The organism is Streptomyces sparsogenes (genome assembly GCF_001704635.1).
Taxonomy (GTDB): domain Bacteria; phylum Actinomycetota; class Actinomycetes; order Streptomycetales; family Streptomycetaceae; genus Streptomyces; species Streptomyces sparsogenes.
On record NZ_MAXF01000100.1, the window covers coordinates 15,572 to 34,508 of the forward strand.

15 protein-coding genes are annotated in these 18,937 nt (G+C 69.0%); 11 read left to right on the top strand and 4 right to left on the bottom strand.

The genetic code is table 11. The annotated features are described in order from the left end of the window. Positions 1 to 132: 132 nt before the first annotated feature. A complete protein-coding gene (locus BBH68_RS21400) occupies positions 133 to 2,685 on the top strand; it encodes a type I restriction-modification system subunit M (RefSeq protein WP_065964968.1) in 2,553 nt (850 codons plus the stop codon). After that, positions 2,675 to 3,898: a restriction endonuclease subunit S gene (locus BBH68_RS21405; RefSeq protein WP_076970732.1), complete on the top strand. Its 1,224-nt coding sequence runs from the start codon at positions 2,675 to 2,677 to the stop codon at positions 3,896 to 3,898. The genes BBH68_RS21400 and BBH68_RS21405 overlap by 11 nt, the downstream gene beginning before the upstream one ends. On the opposite strand, the gene BBH68_RS39660 is transcribed toward BBH68_RS21405, so the two are convergent. Genes BBH68_RS39660 through BBH68_RS21415 form a run of 3 tightly spaced genes read right to left on the bottom strand, consistent with a single transcriptional unit; the run spans position 3,834 to position 5,217 of the window. Then, complete coding sequence (locus BBH68_RS39660; protein ID WP_342673144.1) at positions 3,834 to 4,184, bottom strand: DUF397 domain-containing protein; 351 nt, start codon at positions 4,182 to 4,184, stop codon at positions 3,834 to 3,836. The genes BBH68_RS21405 and BBH68_RS39660 overlap by 65 nt on opposite strands. Beyond that, the gene (locus tag BBH68_RS21410) at positions 4,156 to 4,362 is read right to left on the bottom strand and encodes a DUF397 domain-containing protein (RefSeq protein ID WP_245738201.1); all 207 of its coding nucleotides are present in this window, start codon (positions 4,360 to 4,362) and stop codon (positions 4,156 to 4,158) included. Before BBH68_RS21410 ends, BBH68_RS39660 begins: the two co-directional genes overlap by 29 nt. Positions 4,363 to 4,365: 3 nt before the next feature. Next, a complete protein-coding gene (locus tag BBH68_RS21415) occupies positions 4,366 to 5,217 on the bottom strand; it encodes a helix-turn-helix domain-containing protein (RefSeq protein WP_065964971.1) in 852 nt (283 codons plus the stop codon). A 312-nt stretch (positions 5,218 to 5,529) separates the two neighbouring features. Here BBH68_RS21415 and BBH68_RS21420 point away from each other — a divergent pair, with 312 nt between their 5' ends. The 4 genes from BBH68_RS21420 (at position 5,530) to BBH68_RS21435 (ending at position 11,242) form a co-directional block, all read left to right on the top strand. Next, positions 5,530 to 5,991: an ATP-binding protein gene (locus tag BBH68_RS21420; protein ID WP_065964972.1), complete on the top strand. Its 462-nt coding sequence runs from the start codon at positions 5,530 to 5,532 to the stop codon at positions 5,989 to 5,991. Positions 5,992 to 6,169: 178 nt separating this feature from the next. After that, entirely contained in the window at positions 6,170 to 9,715 is a 3,546-nt protein-coding gene (locus tag BBH68_RS21425; protein ID WP_065964973.1) for a type I restriction endonuclease subunit R, read from the top strand. A gap of 170 nt (positions 9,716 to 9,885) precedes the next feature. Continuing rightward, positions 9,886 to 10,629: a M48 family metallopeptidase gene (locus BBH68_RS21430; RefSeq protein WP_065964974.1), complete on the top strand. Its 744-nt coding sequence runs from the start codon at positions 9,886 to 9,888 to the stop codon at positions 10,627 to 10,629. Positions 10,630 to 10,717: 88 nt separating this feature from the next. Continuing rightward, a complete protein-coding gene (locus BBH68_RS21435) occupies positions 10,718 to 11,242 on the top strand; it encodes an LOG family protein (RefSeq protein WP_065964976.1) in 525 nt (174 codons plus the stop codon). Positions 11,243 to 11,299: 57 nt separating this feature from the next. Here the strand turns inward: BBH68_RS21435 and BBH68_RS21440 are convergent, their stop codons facing one another. Beyond that, positions 11,300 to 12,457, bottom strand: a complete 1,158-nt coding sequence (locus BBH68_RS21440; RefSeq protein WP_079151126.1) for a hypothetical protein — start codon at positions 12,455 to 12,457, stop codon at positions 11,300 to 11,302. Between the two features lie 224 nt (positions 12,458 to 12,681). Between BBH68_RS21440 and BBH68_RS21445 the strand changes: the two genes are divergently transcribed. From BBH68_RS21445 to ligA, 5 genes are all read left to right on the top strand, one after another. After that, positions 12,682 to 13,371 carry an SDR family oxidoreductase gene (locus tag BBH68_RS21445; RefSeq protein WP_065964980.1) on the top strand — a complete coding sequence of 230 codons (690 nt, stop codon included), beginning with the start codon at positions 12,682 to 12,684 and terminating at the stop codon, positions 13,369 to 13,371. 120 nt (positions 13,372 to 13,491) lie between these two features. Next, the gene (locus tag BBH68_RS21450) at positions 13,492 to 13,950 is read left to right on the top strand and encodes a MarR family winged helix-turn-helix transcriptional regulator (protein WP_174589063.1); all 459 of its coding nucleotides are present in this window, start codon (positions 13,492 to 13,494) and stop codon (positions 13,948 to 13,950) included. Between the two features lie 123 nt (positions 13,951 to 14,073). Beyond that, positions 14,074 to 15,639, top strand: a complete 1,566-nt coding sequence (locus tag BBH68_RS21455; RefSeq protein WP_245738203.1) for an MFS transporter — start codon at positions 14,074 to 14,076, stop codon at positions 15,637 to 15,639. Continuing rightward, positions 15,636 to 16,673, top strand: a complete 1,038-nt coding sequence (locus tag BBH68_RS21460; protein ID WP_076970731.1) for a methionine synthase — start codon at positions 15,636 to 15,638, stop codon at positions 16,671 to 16,673. Before BBH68_RS21455 ends, BBH68_RS21460 begins: the two co-directional genes overlap by 4 nt. A gap of 15 nt (positions 16,674 to 16,688) precedes the next feature. After that, complete coding sequence (gene ligA / locus BBH68_RS21465) at positions 16,689 to 18,875, top strand: NAD-dependent DNA ligase LigA (RefSeq protein WP_065964983.1); 2,187 nt, start codon at positions 16,689 to 16,691, stop codon at positions 18,873 to 18,875. Positions 18,876 to 18,937: the final 62 nt, after the last annotated feature.

The window sequence follows — 18,937 nt, forward strand, 5'->3', positions numbered from 1 at the left end:
GGCTTGCGGTGAGTATGGGACGGCGACACGCCGAAGCGTCGGCGTGTCGCCGTCCCATACTCACCGCAAAATCTCCGCGCCCATGCGTCTAGGCTCTAGCCCAGACCCTCCGAAGCGACGAAGGAACCGTGCGTGGCCAGAATCACCCTGCCCCAGTTGGAGCGGCATCTCTTCTCCGCCGCCGACATCCTGCGCGGCCGGATGGATGCCTCGGAGTACAAGGACTACATCTTCGGGATGCTGTTCCTGAAGCGCAGCTCAGACGAGTTCCACCCGCAGTGGCGGCGCGTCCACGAGGATGCGCTGGCACGTACGGGGGATGAGGGCAAGGCCCTCGCCCGCGCGAACGACCCCGACTCGTACCGCGATCTCTACGTGCCGCCGCGGGCCCGGTGGTGGGCCGGGCCGCACCACGATCCTGAGTACCCCGACTCCCCGGCGCTCGGCATCTCCCGCCTCACGTCGAAAGTGGGCGAGGGGCTGAACCAGGCGCTCAAGGCCCTTCAGGACGAGAACGGTGACCAGTTCGCCGGAGTCGCCGCGCACATCGACTTCAACGGGATGGTGGGCACCCGCACCCGGTTCACCGACAATGAACTGCGCGCGCTGATCAGGCACTTCTCACTGTACGAGCTGCGCAATGAGGACTTCGAGTTTCCCGACATGCTGGGCGCGGCATACGAGTACCTGATCGGCCGCTTCGCCGACTCGGCCGGCCAGCGCGGCGGAGAGTTCTACACCCCGCGGTCGGTGGTCCGGATGATGGTGCGGCTGGTCGATCCCCAGCCCGGCGACACGGTCTACGACCCGTGTGCGGGGTCGGGGGGCATGCTGATCGCGGCCAACGAGTACGTGGAGGAGCACGGCGGCGACACCCGGCAACTGATGGTCTACGGCCAGGACAAGAACGGCGCCTCATGGTCCATGGCGACCATGAACATGCTGCTTCATGGCATCCGCGAATTTGACCTCAGGCATGGCGACACGCTTGCCGAGCCGCTGCACCTGACCGAGGACAAGCGGCTGCGGAAATTCAGCAAGGTGCTCTCGAACCCGCCCTTCTCGCTGAACTATGACGCGGCGCTGGTCGCCAAGGCGGACGAGGACCACGGCCGACGAATGCTGGACTGGACACCGGAAGGCGGCAAGAAGGCCGACCTGATGTTCGTCCAGCACATGGTGGCGGTGCTGGAGGAAGCGGGCGTGGCGGCCACGGTCATGCCGCACGGCGTGCTGTTCCGGGGCGGCGCGGAGCGGAACATCCGGGAGCGGTTCCTGAAAGCCGACGTGATTGAGGCCGTGATTGGTCTGGGGCCGAACCTCTTCTACGGGACGGGTATTCCTGCGTGCATCCTGGTGCTGCGGCGGCCGGGGCGGAAGCGCGGAAAGCGTGCGGGGAACGTGTTGTTCATCAACGCGGACCGTGACTTCGTGGCGGGCAGGAACCAGAACGAACTGGGGGCGGAGCACGCGGAGAAGATCGTCGCGACGTTCACGAAGTGGCGGGAGATCGAGGGCTATTCGCGGATCGTGACGAGAGAGGATCTGCTGAAGGCCGAGGCGAACCTCAACATCCGACGCTGGGTGGACAACTCGCCGCCCGCCGAGCCGCAGGATGTTCGGGCGCATCTGTACGGCGGCGTGCCGAAGGCGGAGATCGCGGCGAAGGCTGAGCTGTTCGACGCCTACGGCGTGGAGGCGGAGAGGCTTTTCGCGGAACGGGAGGGGGACGGGGCGTATGTCGACTTCCTGCCAGAAGGGGCCGAGGCGACGGCGGCGCGGATTCCCGAGCTGACGGCGGAGAAGGAAGAGCGTCTGAGGAAGGCGTACGGAGAGTGGTGGGAGGGGCATTCGAGTGCGTTCGCGGAGCTGTCGTCTCATCAGCGTCTGATGAAGCTGCGGGATTCGCTGCTGAGCAGTTTCACGAAGGCGGTGGGTGGTGTGGGCGTCATCGATGAATACACCACGGACGGGATCATCGCCGACTGGTGGATGGGCAACCGCTACGACTTGAAGGCGCTGGCGGCGGGTGGTTTCGACCGGGTGCTGGAGGGCTGGGTCGACTCTGTGGAGGCCATGGTGGAGCCGGCCACGCCGGGGGACGGTGACCGGGCGGTGAGCGTTTCGGCGGCTGACCGACGCCGGGCGATGGACCAGCCGGTGGTGGGGCAGCTGATCCCGGAGTTTCTGGGTGAGGTGGTGCGGGCCGACGCTGCTTTGGCGGACGCGGACGCGGCGTACAAGGCGGCGCTGGATGCGGTGGCGGAGGCCAAGGGGGACGGCGGCGAGGAGGACGGTGATGAGGCCGTCCCCGGCTCGTCTTCGGCGGCCGATCCGGAGGAGATCGCGCGGCTGGAGTCGGTCGCCGCGCAGCGGAAGAAGGAGCGCGCGGCGGCGTCCAAGAAACGGAAGGACTTGGACAAGCGGTTTTTGAAGGACTTGCGGGCCGCGGCGGATGGGGTGCTGGCGGCTGGTGGGTCGGAGGGCGTGGTGCTGGCGGTGCTGGAGCAGGATCTGGCGGGCCGAGTGGACGCTGCGGTCGCGGCCGGGCGGCGGGAGTTGATCGCGGTTTTCCGGCGGTGGGTCGAGAAGTACGCGGTGTCACTGGCGGAGCTAGAGGGGGAGAGCGACAGTGCGGCGGGGGAGCTGGCCGAGGTGCTGAGGAGGTTGGGTTATGCGCGGTGAGGCTGTGGAAGCCGGCTTTGCTTGGCCTCGGGGCTGGCGGCGCATCCCCCTCGCGGAGGCCGGGAAGTGGCTGTCGGGTGGAACCCCGAGCACGTCGAACGATGCCTATTGGAATGGCGACATTCCATGGATCAGCGCAGCGAGTTTGAAAAGCTTCCGTATCGCGGACTCTGATCGTCGGCTGACGAGGATGGGGGCGGCGAATGGATCTCGCCTGGTAGGCGAGGGAACCGTCCTCTTTATCGTGCGAGGAATGAGTCTCAAGTCGGAATTCCGGATTGGCGTCACGGCAAGGGAAGTGGCCTTTGGGCAGGACTGCAAAGCTGTAATTCCTGTGGAGGGCATCGATCCCCACTTTCTCGCTCATGCGATCCAAGTCCGGACTCCCAAGATTCTGGGCATGGTCGAGGAGACCAGCCATGGCACGGGTCGGCTGGATACGGCCCGACTTCAGGCCCTGGAGATCGGAGTGCCGCCGCTCGCTGAGCAGCGCCGGATCGTTGCCGCTCACGCCGCCTTCGAGCGGCGCATTGCGGTGGTGGAAAAAGTGCTTCAGAAGTTGAGGGTTGCCGAGGCTGCTCTCGTTGCACGGGCAACAGCAGGCGCGCAGGTGCGGGTCAAGCTCGGGTCATGGCTACATGGCATTGAAGCAGGGAAGAGTCCCCTGGCCGAGGACACGCCAGCAGGAGAGGGCGAATGGGGAGTCCTCAAGGTCAGCGCCGTTCAGCGCGGCTGGTTCAACGCGGTTGAGAATAAGGTGGTACGTGATCCCACTCTTATCAATTCTCGCTTTGAGGTCCGACCGGGTGACCTGATTATGACGCGAGCAAACACGGAAGATCTTGTCGGACTCGCTTGCGTTGCCCACAACCCCCCGGGGTGCCTCATGCTGAGCGATAAGACCCTGCGCCTTATCGTCGACCATTCGATCGCCGATCCTGAATTCATTGAACTGGTGCTTATGGAGCCAGGGGTTCGCAGACAGGTGAAGGCGGCGGCGACTGGTACAAGTGGCAGCATGAAGAATATCGGCCAGGATGCCATCAAGGGATTGCTCGTCCCGGATGTCTCTCTTGATGATCAGCGCAGGACCGTTGCTGTGCGAGCGGCTAGCAAGGCTCGAACGGATAGCTTGCGGAAGCAACTCGTCAAGCTGCGCGCGATCCAACAGGGGATGGTTGAGGACCTTCTCGGGCCAAGGCCTGTTCCCTGACCTCGCCCGTCGCGATTTCTCTGCTTCGACGCATCAGCCCAGCAGCTGGTCGAATTTCCCGTCCATCACGGCCAGGAGGAACGCGTGGAGTGTAGTCCGATCGGTCGAGACGATGGCTTCGGGCTTGCGAACTCTCTCGGATGGCAATGTCGCCACCCCTTGCGGCGACCTCCAGGCAGTTATTGCCGCTGCTGCAGAACGACGACCGCTGCCAGGTGTACTCATGCATAGGCAGCTCCTCTTGCGCCAGATGCGGATCAGCCCACCAGATGATCGAATCGCCCATTCTTGACGGCCCGGACAAACATGCCAAGGGTTATCCGGTCGGTCGTGACGATGGTCTCGGGATGGCAGCTCTCTCGCATGAATATGGTGCCACCGCCGGTGGCGATCTCTATGCAGTTGTTGCCGCCTTCTTCGGAGAAAGAGGACTTGCGCCACCCGGTCTCAAGCAAAATGGACACCTCTTATAAATCTTTGGCGATCGCGTAGATGAAATCCCGCGAATTTTTCGGACTCAGAGCCATCTCTTCGATAAGGCGCAGCCGCTTGCGGAAGTTGGCCAGTTGAGTCGGTGAGTCGATGAACACCGCTCCGGTTGGAGAGTCCATGTGTACGGTGTCCAGTCGGAGGTTCGGTGCCTCGGCGTACAGTACGGAGTCTCCGGCCATTGGGAAACCGCCTGCCTCGAAGGGGATCACGAGCAACGTGATGTTGTCGCGCTCGCTCTCTTCCAGCAAGTGATCGAGCTGTGAACGAGCGACTCTCCGACCGCCGATCTGCATGCGCAGGGCCGCCTCGTGGATTACGCCCACATACGGGACGGGGTCGTCCCCGGTCACCACGGTTCGCCGAGTGAGGCGATGCGCCACTCGCAACTCCACTTCCAGGCGAGGCAATGGTGGCACGATGAGATCGAACAGCGCTCGTGCGTGCTCCTCGGTCTGGAACATGCCAGGCAGGTGCGCGGTCTGAACAGTCCGTAGCCGCACAGCATGCGCCTCGATCTCGGAGACGTCCAGAAAGCCCGGCGGGATCTTGCCGCGATACTCCTCCCACCAACCTGGCTTGCGCCTCCCGGTCATCTCGGCCAGAGCGTCGATGAGCGTGGAGTCGTCGCACTGGTAGATGCTGGCGAGCCGCCGCAGGCGCTCCTCGCTGATGCCGAAGCGGCCTGACTCGATGTTGGAGATCATCGTTCGGTCGGTTCCCAGCAGCCCGGCCGCGATCGGTGCGGACATGCCCGCTTCCTCGCGGAGTCGTCGCAGCTCAGCTCCCAACCTGCGTTGGCGGACGGTGGGTGCTTGTTTAGGTGCCATACCTCTCCTCTTTCCGCGCACAGTTTGCCGAGCTGAGGAGCGCGCGGCGAGAAGAAACCGAACGGTTCACCCGTTCTGATTAAGTTGGTACCACGCGTTATGTGAATGGGCCTACGGTGTGAGGCAAGCCACTCATCCTGCCCCGCCGCTTCGCGACGGAAGCGCACCGTTCCCCCTGCCTGGGAGGGCGAACGGCACTGACACCGTCGCGGCACCGACATCCAGAGACAACGAGCGGCGGCGGGGCCCGCACCGCGTACCGAACCAGATGCCACGTACCGCGAACGAAAACACCGCCACCGGAGGTGCCGCGTGACCCCGTTTCCGCCACCGCTGCTGTTCACCGAGCCCTGGGAGTACGAGCTCCGCTTCCCCCGGGACCCTCGCGGTCCCGGGATCGTCCGGGCCACCTTGCACGCCGTGCTGACCGCGCACGGTCTGCGTGAACTCGTCGAGCGCGCGGCTCTGCTGACGTCCGAGCTGACCACCAACTCCGTGCGCTACTCCGACAGCTGCGCCTCCGTACGCCTGCTCTGGCTTCACCCCGTCCTCCGTGTCAGCGTCACGGACACCAACCCGGAATTGCCCGAGCCCCTGAAGCCCTCGCCCGAGCTGGACAGCGGCCGGGGGCTGTTCATCCTGGACGTGCTCGCGGACCGCTGGGGCGGGTGTGCCCTCGGTGAGGAACCGTTCGGGCTCGGCGGTAAGACTCTGTGGTTCGAGCTGTCCTGGGGAGGGCCTCCGCCCGTGCCGGCTCCGGCGCTCGCCGCTTGACCCCAGCCGACCCGAAAACCTGCCGCCACCGCCTCACCCCGCCACCGTCGCCAACAGTCGTGCCACTCCTGCGAATCGGCCCCAACCAGGGGTAGTGTTCCGGGTACTTGTCTCCAGGGAGACGTGCGGGACGTACGACGCGACGGGCGAACGAGACGGCGGCGGGGAGAGACCGGTAGTGGGGCAGCCGGAGTACGAGATGGTGGAGCGGCCGCTGATCGAGCAGTTGGTCGCCATGGGGTGGGAACACCTTGAGGGCGCACCGCCCGGCGAGCCCGCCCACCATCCCGAAGACAGCGAACGCCACAGCTTCACCCAAGTGGTCTACGAAGACCGGTTCCGCGAGGTCGTACGCCGTATCAACCCCGGCCCCGATGGCGAAACCTGGCTCAGTGACGCCCAGCTGAACCAGATTCTCGCCATGGTCCTCGGTACCGCCCCCGGCTACGCCGAGCGGGGAGTAGCCGGGAACCTCGCCGTGACCGATCTCCTCCGTAAAGGAATCGCGTCGCGCAACCTGCCGGGCTGGCGCAAGGAGCTGCCGGAGACAGTCCGGCTGGTCGACTGGGACGGCGAGTGCGAGCCCGGCAATGACTTCCTCGCCGTCTCGCAGTTCCGGGTCGAGCGGCGCGGCGCGGAGCCGCTCACCCCCGACCTGGTGTTGTTCGTCAACGGCCTGCCCTGGGTGGTCATCGAGTGCAAGACGCCCTCGCCCCTGGGGCTCGATCTCGCGGTCGAGCAGGTGCTCGATGCGGCAGGTGGTGCGGCAGAGGCCCCGGTGTCTGAATTCATCCGCTTCGGGCAGGTCCTGATCGGCACCGACCGTGAGAGTGCCCAGCTCGGCACGGTCACCGCCGAACCGAAGCACTTCGCTTACTGGCGTACGGTCGCGCCCGCTACCGAGGCTCAGGTACGCGACGAGGTGGAAAAGCCGGACAGGAAGCACGCCCTGACCGCGCAGGAGGTGCTGGTCGCCGGAGTGCTGCGACCTGCCCATCTGCTTTCCCTCGTAAGGGACTTCACCACGACCGCCGGCCAGGGGCCCCGTACGGTCAAGCTGGTCGCCCGCTATCCCCAGTTCCGCGCCGTGCACACGTTGGCGCATAGGCTCAAGGACCGGAAGCGGACGCTGGCGGCAGGCAGGGATCCGGGTCACCGGGCCGGGGTGGTCTGGCATACGCAGGGCTCCGGCAAGAGCCTGACCATGGCCTTTCTGGTTCGCTGCCTGCGCAGCGACCCCGAGCTCGCCGGGCACAAAGTCGTGGTGATCACCGACCGGATCGATCTGGAACGGCAGATCACCGGCAGCCTGGTCAGCGCGAGCGACGAGAGCGTGCACCGTTCGTCCAACGTGAACCAGGCCCGCCAGTACCTGGCCGTCGACGTGCCCGACCTGGTTCTGGTGACGATCCAGAAGGCCCGCAAGGACGAGGACGCGGACGACGGCAGCGAGGAGAAGCTCAGCGAGGGCCCGGAGGAACAGAGGATCCACAACCGGGTGGCGAACCCCAACCACGAGATCGTCGTCCTCGTCGACGAGGCACACCGCTCGCACGGAAGCTGGCAGCACGCCCGGCTGCGCAAGATGCTGCCGAACGCCGCGATGGTCGGCTTCACGGGTACTCCGATCATCAGCGGTGCGGCCAAGCGCACGCGGGAGATCTTCGGCGACTTCGCGGACACCTACACCCTGCGCGATGCCGAGACGGACGGTGCCGTCATGCCGGTGCGCTACGAGGCGCACAGGGTGCCGATGGATGTGGTGCGGCAGGCCGCGCTGGACGCGGAGTTCGACGAGCAGGTGCCCGCCGATCCTGAGCAGCGGGAGAAGGTGCTGCGCCGCTTCGCCCGCCGCAAGGAGGTACTGGAAGCGCCGAGCGTGATCGCCGCGAAGGCCGCGCACATGCTGCGGCACTGGGCCAAGACAGCCATGCCGGACGGGTTCGGGGCGCAGGTCGTGACGGTCTCCCGGCTGGCCGCCGTGCGCTATCGCGAGGCGCTGCTCGCGGCGCGGGACGGGCTGCTGGCCGAGCTGGAGGCGATCGAGCCAGACCTGGCGTACGACCCGATGGCCCATGAGTACCTGACCGAAGAGCAGCAGGAGCTGCTCTATCTGCTGCCGCACCGAGCTCTCCTGGCCTCGATCGACGCGGCCGTGGTGATCTCCGAGGCGGCGACGGGACGCAAAGATCCCAAGGAGTGGCGGACCTGGACCGCGAGATCCCATCAACAGGAGCACATCGAGCGGTTCAAGCGCGGCACCGGCGCCGTACGGGGACAAGCGCCCGGAGAGCCGTGGGAAGCGGAAACCCATGGGGCCCCGTCGTGGAACGCAGGCCCGGGGGCGGGCGGTGGCACGGCGGTCGGCGAGGCCTGGCATCAGGAGAAGCCGGCGGCGGAGCGGGAGGAGGCCGAAGCCTCGGAGGTCTCCGCACCCCTGGCATTCCTGGTGGTGAAGTCGATGCTGCTCACCGGCTTCGACGCCCCGGTGGAACAGGTGCTCTACCTCGACCGCGCGATCTCGGGCGTCGAACTGCTCCAGGCCATCGCCCGTACCAACCGCCCGTACCCCGCGAAGAAGTGGGGCCAGGTGGTCGACTACGTCGGCATCGGCCCCGAGCTGGCCAAGGCACTCGGGGAGTACGACACGGCGCATCTGCGCGAGGTGTACGGGTACCAGCAGCCCACCGTCGAACACCTTCAGGAGGGCTACCAGGGCGAGCAGCCGACTTCCGACCGGCCTTGGTTGCAGACGGACGCCGCCGCCGACGAGCTTCTGCGGGATCTGCACACCAAGGTCCAGAAGTTCCTGACCGCTCATCGCGGTGGTTCGCTCGCGGACGACCGACAGCGTGAGGATCTGCTGGCGGAGCTCGCCGACCCGCTGCTGCGAGCGGAGTTCGACAGTCTCGTACGGGACTTCCTCACCGCGCTCAACGCGGTGCTGCCCCGGCCGGAGGCACTGAAGTACGAGGACATCGCCCGGCGGCTGGGTGTGGCCCAGTACCTGGTCCGGCGGCGGTATCTGGACGGGCACGACCGGTTCAGCCCGCGCCGCTACGGCGCGAAGGTCCGAGGGCTGATCTCACGTCACCTGGCGGTGTCGGGTATCCAGGCGCGGATACCCCCAGTGAGGATCACCGATCCGGATTTCATGGAGAAGGTCCGGGCGAACACCGATCCACGGGCCAGGACTTCGTACATGGCGGGATCGCTGCGCCTGCACATCACCGCCCGGCTCCGTTCGGACCCGGTGGTGTACGAGCGGTTCAGCGTCCGGCTGGAGAAGATCGTCCAGAGCATGGCCGAGGACTTCGACAGGGCGGCGTCCGCGATGGCCGATCTGGTGGCCGAGGTGGAGGCCCACGAGGCAGAGGCGACGGACGACGACGGCCCTCGGCTCGACCCATGGACGGAGGCGCCGGTCTACCGGACTCTGGTGCGGGCGCTTGAGGAGGCCGGACAGACGCCGGGGCCTGAGGGTATCGATCTGATGTGGGCCGCTCAGGTGCTCTCGGCCGACATAGCGGAACTCGTGCGGCCTCCCCAGTTCCCCACGCTCCCCGCCGCGCAGAACCGGGTGCGCAAGGAGCTGAGGCAGCGGTTGGAGGAGCGCTTCTCGCTGGATTGGGATGTGACCGGGCCTCTCGCCGGCCGGCTGCTGGATCTGGCTCTCAGCAGGCGTGAGGACTTTCTGCGCTACGGATCGCCTGGGGAGGGCTGAGTCGCCGTCCAACCGTAGCGGGCGGTGTTGCTCCCCGCTCGTCAGGTTCCTGGTCGCCATGGGCAGGTGCCTCGGTTTCGGCGGCTCGGAGGGGACCGGTCGCCGTGCGGAGCAGCGCACCGGGACCTCGCACCGGCCCGGATGTCGCCGCCAGGTGATAGCAATGCGCTGTGAGGACTTCCGTCCAGCAGGCCATCGCGTCTCTCCCGGTGCCGGAGGGGTGGACGTGGCGGGTCGTCGTGCGCCCCCGGCGCCGAACTTTGGGCATTGAGGTCGCGCCGACCGGTGACGTGGTCTTCTCCGTGCCGGGGGACGCCGATCCGGACGCCGTGGCGGCCGCGGTGCGCTCCAGGCTGCCGCGACTGGCGGAAGAGGTGAGACGGCGGCAGGCGAGTACCGAGGAGCCGGTCAAGAAGCTGGTTTCGGGCACTGAATTCCGCTATCTCGGCCGTCGTTATCGGTTGAAGCGGGTGAGGGGCGGCGCCGAAGGGGCGGTCCCCGGTGTACGGCTCCACCAGGGGTGGCTCGAGCTGGCTTGGCCGGTTGACGCGGCGGAGGGGGGACGGCGTATCACCGAGTGGTACACGGCCCGCGGGAATCGCTGGCTGGCGGCCAGGATGCCGCCACTCGCCACGAGGATCGGCGTGAGCCCGACTGCGGTGGTGGCCCGGGATACGGGTGACCGGTGGGGGGAGTGCGGGCCTGACGGGCTGGTGGCCGTGCACTGGGCGGTGATGCAGCTGGCTCCCGCTCTGGTCGACGTGGTTTTGGCTCATGAGCTCACCCACCTCGCGGTGCCTGGCCATGGGGCCAGGTTCCGGCATCGGCTACGGCTGGCGCTTCCTGACTTCGATGACCGGGAGAAGCTGTTCGCGGATGAAGTGGGTGGTTTGTGGCGAGGAGCGGTGCTGTAGGGATGGCCGCAAAGCGGAAGCTCTGCACTGGCCGCCACAGAGGCGCGGACCCGAGGTGGTGTCGGACCCCGGCCGTACAGTGGCGGGCATGAACATCTGTGTCTTCTGCTCCGCCGCCGACCTGGACGAGCGCTACACCGCCCCCGCGCGCGAATTCGCCGAGCTGATCGGCAAGCGTGGCCACACGCTCGTGTGGGGCGGGTCGGACGTCGGGCTGATGAAGGTCATGGCGGACGGCGTGCAGGAGAGCGGCGGGAGGTTGGTGGGGATATCGGTGGAATTCCTGGCGGCGAAGGCCAGGGAGAACGCCGACGAGATGGTGATCGCCAAGGATCTCGCCGAGCGGAAGGCGCAGCTGCTCGCGCGGGCGGACGCGGTGGTGGTCATGGTGGGCGGTACCGGGACGCTGGACGAGGCCACGGAGATCCTGGAGCTGAAGAAGCACGGCCTGCACATCAAGCCGGTGGTGCTGCTCAACACGGCGGGCTTCTACGACGGGCTGAAGCAGCAGTTCCAGCGGATGGAGGACGAGGGCTTCCTGCCGGTGCCGCTGAGCGAGCTGGTGTTCTTCGCGGAGAACGGCGCGGAGGCGATGGCGCACCTGGAGCAGTGAGAGACGCGGGCGCGGCTCCGCCGGGGCGGAGCCACGCCGTGGGCGACCGGTCGCGGGTCAGCGGCCCACCACGTACACATGGCGCTTGCGCGGGTGCTCGCCGAGCCCCCAGATGCCGTCCCGGTCGCCGTCGTAGCTGAGGTCCTCGGGGCCGATCGAGAGGTACCCGTAGGGGTCGCGCGCGTTGCCGCGCGGGCGGCGGTAGAGACGTCCTCGTCTGGTGGTGCCGTCGCTGACCGAGAAGTAGTACGTGCCGTTCACGCTGACCGCCCCTTGGACGTTCGCGATCCCGATCCGCCGCTCTTCCACGGCCTCTTCCGAGGTGATGGAGCTGGTTTCGGGGTTCATGTACCAGCGGACGGCCTTGCCGTTCTGGCTGTGCGGACGCCACTCGCTCACCACGATGGACGGCTGCGGGGTCGTACGGTCCACCGCGACCTGCGAGAACCTGAGAGGCGCTCCCGCGTTGTCGTAGGCGCGGCTCTGCGGAAGCACATACCGGTAACCCAGTGCGTAGTACTTCTTGTCCCCGGCGTGGTAGCCGCACCAGCGGGCCGCCGCGCCGCCGGTGGAGACCTGGAACATCTGGTCGATGTTGAACACGCGCAAGCCGCCGCGCGTGTCGGCGAGATAGAGCCTGGTGCCGTACCAGGCGATGCCCCCCGCGTGGACATTCACCGGTGAGAAGTCGTAGGGCTCCCCGGCGGACTTCTTCGGCTCCACGAGCAGCACGTGGCGATACCGCGGCCTGCTCGGGGCGGTCACATCGACGAAGGTGACGCGTGCGCCCTTGCCCAGGCTCGCGCCCTTCGCGTACCAGGACACCAGGACCGCGCGCTTGTCCGCGTCCGTGTTGGTGCCCGGAAGCGGTCCCTGGTAGGCGTCGTAGCTGGTGGAGACGCCCTGGGGGTACCACTCCCGGGTGGTGCCGTCCTTGGTGCTCGGGTCCCAGCCGAAGGAGTACGTGAGCCGGGTCGGCTTGGCCCAGCCGCCGGGGTTCGCCACCGCCTCCCGGTCGGCGTTCCGCAGCACCTCCTGCACCAGGGGCGCGGCGGGGAGCTCGTTGGCCAGACCGGCGATGGCCGAGGGGTAGGTGTAGCTCACCGGCTCCAGCGGGCGCTCGCGCATCCGCACCCGGTAGTCGGAAGCCGCCGCGCGCGCCGTGGACGGGAGCACCAGGCCGCCCGCGGCCGCGGCGAGCGGTGCGGCGGACATGCCGCGGAGAAGTGTTCTGCGTGTGACGGCCATGACAAACGCGTCCCCCATTCTGTGTTCGGGTCCGGGGCTGTGGCGGAACCGAAAGGCGGCGGCGCCCGCCCCCCGAGTGGGCGCCGCGACGGAGAGTCTTCCGGGCCGGATTTGCAGCGACCTTGTACGGACCTTGAATGGGCTGGTCACCCGCGGACCGCGGCCCCCGTCCCGTGCGGCAAGCTGGAGACATGGGAACGCATCTGATCACTGGAGCAGGCTCGGGCATCGGCGAGGCGGTCGCCGAGCGGCTGGCCGAGCGGGACGAGGAGCTGTGGCTGCTGGCCCGCGACGCGGGGCGGGCGCGGGAGTTGGAGGGGCGCTTCCCCGGTGCCCGTACGGTCGTCGGTGACCTGGCGGACCCGGACAAGCTGTCCTGGGCGCTGGGGCAGCAGGCGCTGCCCGACCGGCTCGACTCGCTGCTGCACATCGCCGGCGTGGTGGACCTCGGCGGGGTGGCCGAGCTGACGCCCAAGGTGTGGAGCCGCCAGCTCGCGGTCAACCTGATCGCGCCCGCCGAGCTGACCCGGCTGCTGCTGCCGCAGCTGCGGGCGGCCCAGGGGCATGTCGTCTTCGTCAACTCCGGCGCGGGGCTGCGGGCGAACGCCCAGTGGGGCCCGTACGCGGCGAGCAAGCACGGGCTCAAGGCGCTGGCCGACGCGCTGCGCTGGGAGGAGAGCGGCCACGGCGTGCGGGTGACCACCGTCTATCCGGGGCGTACGGCCACGCCCATGCAGGTCAAGGTGCATCAGCAGGAGGGCAGGGAGTACGACCCGGAGCGCTGGATGACCGCCGGATCCGTCGCGACCACGGTCCTCGCGGCGCTGGACCTGCCGCGCGACGCGGAGATCACCGACCTGTCGGTGCGGCCGCTGGCCTGACCGGCGCTGGCCTGACCGGCCGCCGGGCCGGGCGCCGGGCGGCTCCCGAGGCGTCCGACAGTGCCCCGCGGCGCCCGATGAGTCCACGGCGGATCGCGCGCGCCGACGTACGCTGACGAGGTGAGCAGCGAAGCCGAGGGTGCCGAAGCGAGAGCGACCGACGCGCAGGCGGGATGCGGGGTCAGGGAGATCCGGGGGCTCGTCACGGAGCTGTCCCGGCGGATGGACGCGCACCGGCGCAGCCGGATCGCGGAGCTGGGGCTCACCCCGACCCAGGCGAAGGCCCTGGAGGAGCTGGGGGAGCCGAAGACGGCGCGGGAGCTGGCCGGGGTGCTGTGCTGTGAGCCGCCGAACGTGACGTATGTGATCGACAAGATGGAGAAACAGGGGCTGGTCGTGCGGCAGCCGCACCCCACGGACCGCAGGGCCAAGCAGCTGGTGCTGACGGAGGCGGGGCGGGAGTTGCGGCTGGATCTGCTGCGGCGGATGGGGAAGGACTCGCCGCTGGACCATCTGACCGCGGAGGGGCGCCATGAGCTGCGGGCGCAGCTGTTGAAGGCGCTCGACCGGGCGGTGTAGGCCGGGGCGGACGGCGCGTAGCCCCAGGGGCCGGGCAAGGTTCCTGGGGCTTTCGTATGGGCTCGGCAAAGTTATAGCTGTCACGGTTGCAGCTGTAATAGATACAGCTATAAGTTTCTGCGCATGATCACTCGCACGGACAGGGCACGGCACAAGGCAACGGCGGTCGAACCCGATCACCCCGCGAACGCGAAGCGACAGGAGGGCCGGGAGCGGCGGGAGCGACAGGGGGCGCCGGAGTCGCAGAGGCAGTCGGAGTCGCAGGGGGAGCCGGAGCAGCGGGGGGCGCGGGGGCGGCAGGGCGTGCAGCTCCTCGCGCTCGCCCTCGGCTTCGTGATGGCGACCCTGGACGTGACGATCATCAACGTCGCGGGGCCCCAGCTGCGCACCGGCCTGGACCTCAGCCTGTCCGGCCTCACCTGGGTCGTCGACGGCTATGTGCTCGTCTTCGCCTCACTGCTGCTGCTCGCCGGCTCGCTGGCCGGCCGCTTCGGGGCGCGGCGGGTGTATCTGACCGGGCTCGGGCTGTTCGCCGCGGCCTCGCTGGTGTGCGCGGTCGCCCCGGTCGCCGCCGTGCTGGTGGCCGGGCGGCTGGCGCAGGGGGCCGGAGCCGCGCTGTTCATGCCGAGCTCGCTGACCCTCCTCATGAACGCCTTTTCGGGCGGCCCGCAGCGCGCCCGGGTCCTCGGCGTCTGGTCCGCGATCGTGTCCACGGCGGCCGGCGTGGGGCCGGCGGTCGGCGGGCTGCTGGTCGGCGGCCTGGGGTGGCGCAGCATCTTCCTGATCAACCTGCCCGTCGGGCTCGCCGCCCTGGTCCTGGCGCGCCGCTATGTGGCGCCGCTGCCCGGCCGCGCCGTGCCGCTGGGCGCGGGCGGGCACGCGCTCGGCCTGGTCGCGCTCGCGGCGCTCGCGTACGGGCTCATCCAGGGGCCGGAGACGGGATGGGGCGCGGCGCCGGTGCTGGCCGCGTTCGCGGTCGCGCTGCTGGCCGGGGCCGCCTTCGCGGTGCGGGAGCGGGCCCCGGGGACGACGGCCCGGGTGCTGCCCGGCGAGCTGTTCGCCAACGCCCACTTCTCGACCGCCAACGCCGTCGGCTTCCTCTTCAACCTCGGCTGTTACGGCGGGATGTTCATGCTCGGCCTCTTCCTTCAGAACGCGCGCGGCGCGAGCCCCCTGGAGGCCGGTCTGCAGCTGCTCCCCACCCAGATGGTCTTCCTGCTCGGCAACATCCTGTACGCCCGGCTGGGCCACCGCGTGGGCAACCGGGCCGCGCTCGCCGGGTCGCTGCTGTACTCGGCGGCCGGGACGCTCGCCCTGGCGCTCGTCCTCTCCCCGGACCTGCCCTACTGGGTGCTCGCCGTGGTCCTGGGCGCCTTCAACACCGGCCTCGGCGTGGCCTCCCCGGCGATGACCGGCGCCCTCATGGACGCCGCCGGACGCGAGCACGCCAACATCGCCTCCGCCACGCTCAACGCCAACCGCCAGATCGGCACCCTGGTCGGCATCGCCGTCATGGGCGCGGTGCTCGCGGGCGCGGGCGGCTGGTACGCGGGCGCCGCGGCCTCCTTCGCGCTGACCGGCGGGTCGTACGCGGCCGCCGCCCTGCTGGCCTGGTTCGGCCTGCGGCCGCCCCGGGCCGGGCGAGCGGTTCACACCAGCGGCCCCGCGGCTCGTACCCTTCCGGGGTGAGCGAGAAGAACACCGCCGACGACGCGAACGAAGCGAACAAGCCGAGCTGGGGCGCGGGCGCCGCGACCGGGGTCGGGTCGATGCCGGGCGGCGACGCGCGGGAGGCCGCGAAGACCGTCACCGGGTCGCTGGAGACGCTGCCGTACCTGCCGGAGCTGCCCGCCCGCGGGCCCGGCGCGGACATGATCGGGCGGACCGCCGGGATGCTGGTCGAGGTGTACGCCCATGTGGAGCCGAGCGGCTGGCGGATCAGCGACCGCCCCGGGCGTGACACCCGGCGGGCGCGCGCCTGGCTGAGGGAGGACCTGGACGCCCTGGAGGAGTTCACGCAAGGCTACCGGGGCGCCCTCAAGGTGTCGGCCGTCGGGCCCTGGACCCTGGCCGCCTCGCTCGAACTGCGGGGCGGCGAGGCCGCGCTGAACGACGCGGGCGCCTGCCGGGACCTGACGGCCTCGCTCGCGGAGGGGCTGCGCGCCCACCTGGACGAGGTGCGCCGCAGGGTCCCGGGGGCCCAGGTGGTGCTCCAGCTCGACGAGCCGTCCCTGACGGCGGTGGCGCGCGGCCGGGTCCGTACGGCCAGCGGCTACCGCACCTACTCCGCGGTGGACCGGGGCGTGCTGGAGGGCGCGCTGCGGGAGGTGATCGCGGTGACGGACGGGCCGGTGGTCGTCCACTCGTGCGCGCCCGGCGTGCCCTTCGGGCTGCTGCGGCGGGCGGGGGCGGCCGGCGTGTCGTTCGACCTCTCCCTGCTCACGGAGGGTGAGGAGGAGGCGATCGGGGAAGCCGTCGAGGGCGGCACCTCGCTGTTCGTCGGCGCGGTGCCCGGCACGGACGCCCCATTGTCGGACCCTGCGGGTAGCGTCATGGGTGTCAGGACGTTGTGGCGCAGGCTGGGGCTGTCACCGGGGACTCTCGCCGAGTCCGTGGTGGTCACCCCGGCGTGCGGCCTCGCGGGCGCCTCGCCCGCGTACGCGCGCGCCGCGCTGGCTCACTGCGTCCGGGCGGCGAGATCGCTCGCGGACAACCCTGAGTAACGGGAGGACGACACGGTGGCCGGCGAACAGCAGTCGACAGTGCCCGCCGAGGTACGGGACAAGCACGCCAAGCTCGCTGAGCAGGTCGAGGAGCACCGCTTCCGGTACTACGTCAAGGACGCCCCGGTCATCAGCGACGCCGAGTTCGACCGGCTGCTGCGCGGGCTGGAGGCGCTGGAGGAGGAGTATCCCGAGCTCAGGACGCCCGACTCGCCCACCCAGAAGGTCGCGGGGGCGTACGAGACCGAGTTCACCGAGGTCCGGCACCGCGAGCGGATGCTCAGTCTGGACAACGCCTTCGAAGGCGACGAGCTGGCCTCCTGGGCCGAGCGGATCGCCAAGGAGCTGGGGGACACCCCGTACCACTTCCTGTGCGAGCTCAAGGTGGACGGCCTCGCGGTCAACCTGACGTACGAGCGCGGCCGGCTGACCCGCGCCGCGACCCGCGGCGACGGCCGCACCGGCGAGGACATCACGCCCAATGTGCGGACGATCTCCGAGATCCCCGACCGCCTCAAGGGCGACCGGATCCCGGATCTCGTGGAGGTCCGCGGCGAGGTCTACTTCCCCGGGGAGCGCTTCGAGGAGCTCAACGCACGGCTGGTGGAGGCCGGCAAGCCCCCCTTCGCCAACCCGAGGAACGCGGCGGCGGGCTCGCTGCGCCAGAAGGACCCCAAGGTCACCGCGAGCCGGCCGCTGCGCATGGTGGTCCACGGCATCGGCGCGCGCGAGGGCTTCGCCATCGAGCGGCAGTCGCAGGCGTACGAGCTGCTGCACGAGTGGGGGCTGCCGACCGCCGCCCACTACAAGGTGGTGGATTCGCTCGACGGCGTCCGCGAGTACATCGCGTACTACGGGGACCCCAAGCGGCGGCATTCGCTGGAGCACGAGATCGACGGGGTCGTGGTCAAGCTCGACGAGATCCCGTTGCAGGGGCGGCTGGGCTCCACCTCGCGGGCGCCGCGCTGGGCGATCGCCTGGAAGTTCCCGCCGGAGGAGGTCAACACCAAGCTGGTCGACATCCGGGTCGGCGTCGGGCGCACCGGGCGGGTCACGCCGTTCGCCGTGGTCGAGCCGGTCACGGTCGCGGGCTCCGAGGTGGAATTCGCGACCCTGCACAATCAGGACGTCGTCAAGGCCAAAGGCGTGTTGATCGGCGACACGGTGGTGCTGCGAAAAGCGGGCGATGTCATTCCGGAAATTGTGGGGCCGGTCGTCGATCTGCGGGAGGGCGATGAGCGGGAGTTCGTGATGCCCGCCGAGTGCCCGGAGTGCGGCACCGCGCTTCAGCCGATGAAGGAGGGCGATGTCGATCTCCGCTGTCCCAACGCCCGGTACTGCCCGGCCCAGATCCGCGAGCGGATCTACTACCTCGCGGGCCGCAAGTGCCTGGACATCGAGAATTTCGGCTATGTCGCCGCCGGGGCGCTCACCCAACCGCTGGAGCCCGCCGAGCCGCCGTTGAAGGACGAGGGCGATCTGTTCGATCTGAAGGTCGAACAGCTTCTGCCCATCACGTCGTACGTATTGGACCCGGACAGCGGACTGCCCAAGCGCGACCCGAAGACCGGCGAGGAAAAGGTCGTCACCTTCTTCGCCAACCAGAAGGGCGAGCCGAAGAAGAACACCCTCGCCATGCTGGCCAACATCGAGGCGGCCAAGCAGCGCCCCCTGGCCCGGGTCATCACCGGTCTTTCGATCCGTCATGTCGGGCCGGTCGCGGCGGCGGCGCTGGCCCGCGAGTTCCGCTCGCTCGACCGGATCGCCGAGGCCAGCGAGGAGGCCCTGGCCGCCGTGGAGGGCGTGGGACCCACCATCGCGGCCTCGGTCAAGCAGTGGTTCGCCGAGGACTGGCACCGCGAGATCGTGGAGAAGTGGCGCCGGGCCGGGGTGCGGCTGGAGGAGGAGGCGGGCGACGACGAGGGGCCGCGGCCGCTCGAAGGGCTCACCGTCGTGGTGACGGGCACCCTGCAATCGCACACGCGGGACGGGGCGAAGGAGGCGCTGCAGAACCGCGGTGCCAAAGTCGCGGGTTCCGTTTCGAAGAAGACCGACTTTGTTGTGGTCGGCGACAATCCAGGATCGAAGTACGACAAAGCCATGCAGCTGAAGGTTCCTGTGCTCGATGAGGACGGATTTGCGGTCCTGCTCGAACAAGGTCCCGACGCCGCGCGAGAGGTCGCCGTCACGCCTTCGGAGTAGTCCCGGTCGAGCAGGTTCCGGTCCAACCTGGCCGGATTACGACTGGGAGCACTTCCCGGGCA